This window comes from Zymomonas sp. (assembly GCF_020216885.1).
GTDB lineage: Bacteria > Pseudomonadota > Alphaproteobacteria > Sphingomonadales > Sphingomonadaceae > Zymomonas.
Genome location: NZ_JAIWON010000144.1, coordinates 1 through 7,697 on the forward strand (window position 1 = coordinate 1; position 7,697 = coordinate 7,697).

Annotated in this window: 5 protein-coding genes; all 5 read left to right on the plus strand. The window is 45.9% G+C overall.

Annotated elements, in window-relative coordinates:
- Positions 1-199 precede the first annotated feature (199 nt).
- Positions 200-3,400, plus strand: coding sequence for an autotransporter domain-containing protein (locus LDL18_RS07950; protein ID WP_296508482.1), 3,201 nt, complete (start codon positions 200-202; stop codon positions 3,398-3,400).
- Positions 3,401-3,931: 531 nt separating this feature from the next.
- Positions 3,932-5,128 carry an ADP-forming succinate--CoA ligase subunit beta gene (gene sucC, locus LDL18_RS07955; protein WP_296508484.1) on the plus strand — a complete coding sequence of 399 codons (1,197 nt, stop codon included), beginning with the start codon at positions 3,932-3,934 and terminating at the stop codon, positions 5,126-5,128.
- 62 nt (positions 5,129-5,190) lie between these two features.
- Entirely contained in the window at positions 5,191-5,940 is a 750-nt protein-coding gene (locus LDL18_RS07960; protein ID WP_296508486.1) for an electron transfer flavoprotein subunit beta/FixA family protein, read from the plus strand.
- On the plus strand, positions 5,937-6,869 hold the full coding sequence (locus LDL18_RS07965) for an FAD-binding protein (protein ID WP_296508488.1): 933 nt from the start codon (positions 5,937-5,939) through the stop codon (positions 6,867-6,869). Before LDL18_RS07960 ends, LDL18_RS07965 begins: the two co-directional genes overlap by 4 nt.
- Positions 6,870-7,202: 333 nt before the next feature.
- Positions 7,203-7,697, plus strand: a 495-nt coding sequence (locus LDL18_RS07970; RefSeq protein ID WP_296508490.1) for a 6-phosphogluconolactonase, incomplete at its 3' end; no start/stop codon positions are given.

Sequence of the window (7,697 nt, forward strand, 5' to 3'; positions counted from 1 at the left end):
AACAATGTAAAAGACTATTATTGAAATTTTTAAAAAATGAAAGATATGAAAATAATACTATTAAATTAAATAAATTTTATAAAATCATGAAAAATATCAAATAAAAACCCTAAATAAAGCCACACTTCATGCTGTTTATAAATAAACACTTCTTTTCTTATAAAATCAGTTGGTCATTTATTGAACAGCATGGGGGATTATGACGAAGCGAAAACTTTCAAAGCGTAGCCTTTGGCTCGCGGGGGTCACTTTTCTTATTCAGGCAGGGGTTACGTTAGCTTTTCCTTCATCTGCTGAAGCTATTGTTATCAATGATAACGAAACACCGGACAGTATTTTGGATCAGACTAATTTCACAGGCATTGGTCAAATGATCACCGATACAAAAAACGGTAATCTGACGACATGCACTGGCACTTTAATCAATCCAAGAACCGTTTTGTTCGCAGCACATTGTGTCAATAATGAAGCGGCGACCAGCTATGGTTCAGGGCAGGGCGGGACACCGGTCAGCTTTGGTTTTGCGGCTGATAATAAAAACGCCGTTACAAACTGGTTATCTTCGGGGCAACGTTATCAAACCAATGTCGGGCAAGGAATTTATACGGTCGAGCAGGTGAATTATAACCCAGCCTCGATTGATCCTTCCGGCAAAAATTATCTGCATGGCGATATCGCAACCGCTACGCTTGACACACCGGCCTCTGATGTTCCGACATGGTCGCTGCTTTTTTCTCCACTGACCGGAAATAGCGGCAGTTCGGATAAAAATGGCACGGGTTATCATGTCTCGATAAGTGGTTACGGGATGTCCGGCATCGGTTCAACGGGCGCTACAGAAGCCATAGATTACCGACGGCGTTCTGCCGAAAATATATTGGGTGCCTTGGCTTCTATGAATGATGTCACAGGATTTTTATCGAATACAGCTAATGGCTCAGCACAGAACCTCTATCAGTTTGATTTTGATGATCCGAAGAAAGGGCAGCAAGGGCGCAATCCGAACGATATTGATTTGTTCGGTGATACTGCGCTCCAGAAAGAAGGGATGACAGCTTCCGGTGATTCCGGCGGGCCCCTTATTCTGGATCAAAGTTTTTCAAAAGAGGTTGTGATCGGCGTTTTGTCCGGTGACAACCGCTATTTTTCAGGTCAGGCAGAAAGCAGTTATGGCACATCTGCCTTTTACCAGCCTCTTTATCTTTATTGGCAATGGATAGCCGCTAATAACCCCTATCATTACGCCATAGCCAAAGCTGGGGACGGTAAATGGAGCGATCCCGACCACTGGTTAAGTCAGGTAGATCCTCATTATCAGATACTCGACAGCAACGGCCAATTGGTAAACGGTATTCCGTCTACGGCCGAAGCCGGAGAAAAAGGGGATAGCCCGAAATTTGGTAGCCTTTGCTACGACAACGGCACCAGCCGCTATTGCAAAACCTTAGCGACAGGAAGTAATAGCAGCGGACAGGATGCACTGCCCCAAGCCAGCTTGGAAAATGGTCTTCCCAATGCCAGTAATTTTGTGCCAGATAATCAGGAATCTGACCGATTAAGCGGTAGCAAAGCACGCTATTTTGATATTACGCTCTCAGCTGACGGAACAACCACACTTGATATGAATGCTACGGTTGATCGCTTTGCGATAGATGGGGCAGGGGCAAAGCTCGATATCCAAAAAGGTTATCGCTTAAATAGCTTAATAGATGTCACCCAATATAATGGCTGGATGAATGTTGATGGCGCGCTGGCAACATCGGGTGATTATGCCATCATCACAGGGCTGTTAACAGGTAGCGGCAGCATCACTACACCCTATCTGACCAATGTGGCGGGCGTTATCGCCCCGACGGGTAATCTTGCAGTTAATGGTAATCTTATTCTGTCTTCAGGCAGTCAGCTTGCCATTCGGTTAGGGGCAGATCAAACATCAGACAAGCTCACCATCAACGGCTTAGCTAATCTTGGGGGCGCAGTCCGTTTTTCAACTTTATCGGGTTATAAACCTCATAGCGGTGATAAATTCACCTTTCTGACAGCCAGTGACGGCCTATCAGGACAGTTCGATCATACTTCCAGCGCAGAAGGTATTTTAAATCCGATTTTAAGCTACGACCAGAATAGTGTTACTGCGATTATAAAGATGAATAACTATCAAGATATCGTCGATAGTCATTCTTCGGTACAAAAAGCCTATGCTCAATTACTCGATCAAAATCGCCAAGCTAATAGCACGGGATTGGATAATCTTTACACGCGTTTAGATTTGATGGATGCCGCTCATCTGCAATCGACACTTGAATCCATGGCACCTAGAAATGAAGCTACCATTCGTGCATTAGATCGTGCAGGTAGCGAAAATATGACCCGTTTTTTCCGGCAACGCCTCAATCGGATCAATCATGAAGATATGGGTGGTAGCTTAGCTTTCTATGGGCAGCCTTTGGCTTTTGCTTCAGCTTCCTCTTCTCGTGCTTTGGGACAAAGACAGGCTTCAGATATCTCGGACATGGTTTCCCTGTCTCCCCATGTTAAATTTGTCGATACGGTCAGCGCTTTTGTTGCTAGTGGCTATCTCAACGGCCATAACCAGTCGATGCCCTCTTCCAGCTTGTCTGGTCATGACAATTTTAATGGCTGGTTTTTGGCAGGCGGTGCCGAAATCGCGGCTACTCCCAAGGTGACAGCAGGTATCGGCTTTTCCTATAGTAATTTGAATGGAGACAGTTCCAGCGGACAGACCAGTAAAGCCAGTCTGACTCAAGCAACGCTTTACGCTTCCTATAAATTACCGGCTAAATTAATTTTATCCGGTCAGGTTAGCGGCGGCGTTTTCAGCAGCACGAATAAAAGACGAGGGAGCATTGACAGCCTGAATTACAATTTTAGGCAGAAAGGCTCTTCTTTCAGTGGTTCAGCTGAAGTCGTCTTAGGACGGGATATTGATCTATCCCATTTGATTATTACACCGAATATCGCCGTTCGAGGACAAAAAACCGACGGTAACAATCTGACCGATCGTGCCTTAGACGGAAGCGACAGCAGCGCTGCCTTGGAAATATATCGCAAGGCTTATAATTCTGTTCAGACAAGAGCCGGTTTTGATATCTCTGGTGAAGTCAAAACTGGCGGCGTAACCTTGGCACCGCATGCCAGCGCCCATTATGTCCATGAATTGTTGCATCCATCGCAATCAGTAGCCGCTCGTTTTGTCAATGCTGTTGGTGGTAATGCTGCCTTTATACTCCCTAATAGCGATCATAACTGGGGCGAAGTTGAAGGTGGTCTGAAAATAAAAGGGCGTCGTATTGATTTCGACATTTCAGCTGGCACGGTCTTTGGTCGTCAGGATTTAGCCTATAACGCTTATCGTGGATCGATAACCTATCATTTCTGATAGAAAGCTATGCCATCAAGATAACAAACAGAAATACGCGTTTATTATACATTCTTTTTTCGGGCAGGTGACTCTCTGTTACAGATAATCCTGCCTATCACGATGTATAAAAAAGGCCGCTCCCTAGAATAGGGAGCGGCCATTATTTTGCCAGTGAGCAAGGGGGCTTACTCAATCACCTGACGATTATATGCAGCAATATGGAGCTAATTGCCGCATAAAGTAGATTTATTACGGTTCAAATCGTTTAAATCCACCTAATCCCTGTAACAAAAATAAAAGATAGTTCAATTATGGATGTAATATTTTTTACGTAAATTTTTTTTTAAGCCATCATGAAAAATTAAATATAAAGTCCACCCGAACGTCCTCTTTTAGCTTTCATCGCTTTTATTCCCTGATTTTGTTTTTATAGAAGTTCCGCTTTCTATCGACTATCATAGCTGTCAATCAGATCAATGGCCGGATAAAATCGGCTGATTTTGTCACGACTATTCTATTGTCTTATCCAGTAAAAAAGGCCAGAATTAGGTGAATATATACGAATATCAGGCGATGGCTCTTTTGAATGAACGGGGTGTCTCGGTTGTCCCCGGTTATATGGCCGCCAATGTAGAAGAAGCTGTCAAAGCGGCAGAACAGCTTTCCTCTTCTCCTTATGTCATCAAATCCCAGATTCTAGCCGGTGGTCGCGGTAAGGGTCATTTCCGTGAATCCCCGAAAGAGGGTGGTGGCGTCCGTTTGGTCTCTGATATCGCTGCTGTCAAAAAACAAGCAGAATCAATGCTCGGTCGGCATTTGGTCACTGCCCAGACGGATGATCAGGGTATTCCGGTTGAAAAACTGTTAATTACCGAAGCCGTCTCTATTGCTCGCGAATTTTATCTTTCTTTATTGGTAGATCGCCAGACGGGACGGGTGACTTTTGTTGCTTCACCCGAAGGCGGTATGGATATCGAAACCGTCGCCAAAGAAAAACCGGAAGCCATTCACCGTATCGCTATTGATCCAGCAACGGGCTTCCAACCCCATCATGGCCGGATGATTGGTTTTGCGCTAGGCTTGTCCGGCGATGTTTTCAAACAAGGCATCAAATTAGCCGCTAGCTTGTATAAAGCCTTTACGACTTCGGATATGAGTCTGCTTGAAATTAATCCTTTGGTCGAAACCAATGATGGCAAACTTTTACCGGTTGATGCCAAAATCAGCTTTGACGACAATGCGCTGTTCCGCCATCCTGATATTGCGGCCTTAGGGGAGGCGGGTGCCTCTGATCCTCTGGAACAAGAAGCCCGTCACGCTGGTTTATCCTATATCAAACTGGATGGCAGCATCGGTTGCATGGTCAATGGTGCAGGTCTTGCTATGGGAACGATGGATATTATCCAGCTTCATGGTGAGATGCCGGCCAACTTCTTGGATGTCGGTGGCGGTGCCAGCAAAGAAAAGGTGGCTGCCGCTTTTCGGATTATTCTTTCTGATCCCTCCGTCAAAGGCATTCTAGTCAATATCTTTGGCGGAATTATGCGTTGCGATATCCTCGCAGAAGGCATTATCGCCGCTGCTCGTGAACTGGACATAACCGTGCCTTTGGTGGTTCGGTTGGAAGGCAACAATGTTAACGAAGGTAAGGCTGGCCTTGTCTCTTCAGGATTGCCCATTATTACAGCCAGTGATCTCGGCGATGCCGCTCAAAAAATCGTAGCCGCTATCCGGCAGACTGCCTGATATTTCAGCTTTCGGTAACACTAACTCCAGCATGCTTCATAAATCGGCAAAGGGAGATTCTGATGAAAGTAATAGTGCCCGTTAAACGTGTGATTGATTATAATTTGAGACCAAGGGTAAAAACCGATGGCTCAGGAATCGATCTTTCTAATCTTAAAATGTCTCTCAACCCGTTCGATGAGATCGCGGTTGAAGAAGCCGTTCGGCTGAAAGAAAAAGGTATCGCCAAAGAAGTCGTTCTGGTTTCTATCGGCGTTTCCAAAGCACAGGATCAGTTGAAAACCGGTATGGCCATCGGGGCTGACCGCAGCATCCTGATCGAAACCGAAGAAAATGTCGAACCGCTCAACGTCGCTAAATTATTAAAAGCTGTTGTCGATCAGGAAAAACCAGATTTGGTCATTGCCGGTAAACAGGCCATTGATGACGATTCCAATCAGACTGGGCAAATGTTGGCGGCGTTACTCGGATGGCCACAGGGCTGCTTTGCTTCCAAATTGACGATTGCCGATAATAAAATTGAAGTTACGCGCGAGATTGACGGCGGCCTTGAAACCATCAGCCTCAATCTTCCCGCAGTGGTTACTTCCGATTTGCGTTTGAACGAACCGCGCTTTGTTTCGCTTCCCAATATTATCAAAGCACGGAAAAAGCCGATTGAAATCAAAAAGCCGGAAGACTTCGGCATTGATATCACGCCCCGTTTAAAAACCCTAAAAGTCGAAGAACCACCCCTGCGTCAGGCGGGTGAAAAAGTGGAATCCGTGGAAGAATTCGCAGCCAAACTCAAAGAATGGGGAGTCGGAGCATGAGCGTTCTTGTCCTGATTGATTATAACGGCGATATCCTTGACGAAGGCAGCTTGTCAGCTATCACCGCCGCTCTTCAGATTGACAGCGAAGTCGATCTCTTGGTCGCTGGTGACAATGTCCGTGCGGTTGCTGAAAAAGCCGCCAAGATTAAAGGCGTGCATAAAGTCCTACTGGCTGATTCTCCCGTCTATGCTTCAGCTTTGGCTGAAAATATCGCACCTTTGGTAGTCAAGTTAGCCGATTCCTATCAGGCGATCGTCGCTTCTGCCAATTCCAACGGTAAAAATATTGCCCCTCGCGTTGCGGCATTGTTGGATAGCCAGCAAATATCGGAAATCATCACGGTCGTTTCGCCTGATACTTTCCGCCGTCCGATTTATGCGGGTAATGCCATTGCGACAGTTCAATCGGCTGACAGCAAAAAAGTTATCACGGTTCGGGCAACGGCTTTTGAAAAGGCCAAAGCTGAAGGTGGCGATGCGCCTATAGAAGCGGTCGATGCTACAGAAGATAGCGGTCTTTCCCGTTTTATTTCGGTAGATCTACAGCAATCCGGCCGTGGTGATCTCAGCACAGCGCCTCTTGTTGTGTCTGGCGGTCGCGCTTTGGGTTCGCCTGAAAAATTCCACGAATTGATCGAAGGTTTTGCTGATCGTGTCCATGCAGCGGTAGGGGCTTCTCGCGCCGCGGTCGATTCCGAATATGCTCCTAACGATTGTCAGGTCGGACAGACTGGTAAAATTGTGGCACCGGAAGTCTATATCGCCGTCGGCATCTCCGGCGCTATCCAACATCTCGCTGGTATGAAAGATTCCCGCAAGATTGCGGCTATCAATATCGACCCCGAAGCCCCTATTTTCCAGATTGCCGATATCGGTCTGGTCGGTGATCTTTTTGAAGTTATGCCAGCCTTAATCGAAAAATTCTAAATCCTTTTCCTTTGTCGCAAGACAAAGGGATTAAATAGACAAAATCCGGATGACAAGACAAAGGCTTGTTGTCCGGATTTTTTATATCAACTGGGTTCAGATATCATCTTTTGTCAAAGAGATAATCTTGGTCAATTTGTTATCTTCGCTTTCCATCCTCGCCGTTACGGTTCTAATAAAGTTCGATATTCTCAATAGTCTGGCAATGAGTCGTCAAAATAGTTTGAAACTGTTCTAAGACGACGTCGTTCTGTAAGTGAGATAGATAAACCTGCTCAAAAGGCATAAATGCCGATAGTCCTTAATGTCTAGCAGGTATCAATGGAGAAGAAGATGACCGAAGCCGAATGGTGGGAATTTGAAAATGTCGAAGCTATGGCAAAACAGATTGCCGACGACATCGAATTTATTATCAAGCAAGCCATCGAGAAAAAAGGCCGCGCTTTAATCATTGTTCCGGGTGGTTCTACGCCGAAACTGGTTTTCCCGACGCTTGCCGCCCGTGACCTCGATTGGTCAAAAGTAACCTTGATGCTGACAGATGATCGTCTGGTTGCCAAAGATAATCCGTTAAGCAATTTTGGCCTTCTGACCAAACATTTCGGTAATAGCGGTGCTGAATTGGTCTCCTTGATTGATGAAAATTATCTGGATGACCGCGCTGCCGCTGGCCGTGCCGCAGACCAGAAATTGGCTTCTTATAAATGGCCTGCCGATCTCGTTTGGTTGGGTATGGGTAATGATGGCCATACCGCTTCTATTTTCCCAGGGCCTAATTTTGACGAAGCTGTCAACGGTCCCCGTGAACGCCGCGCTCTTGGCCTTCTT

Excerpts from the sequence above, each read along its gene's own strand:
- LDL18_RS07950 (WP_296508482.1), top strand. The coding sequence starts at position 200 with ATGACGAAGCGAAAACTTTCAAAGCGTAGCCTTTGGCTCGCGGGGGTC.
- LDL18_RS07960 (WP_296508486.1), top strand. The coding sequence starts at position 5,191 with ATGAAAGTAATAGTGCCCGTTAAACGTGTGATTGATTATAATTTGAGA.
- LDL18_RS07965 (WP_296508488.1), top strand. The coding sequence starts at position 5,937 with ATGAGCGTTCTTGTCCTGATTGATTATAACGGCGATATCCTTGACGAA.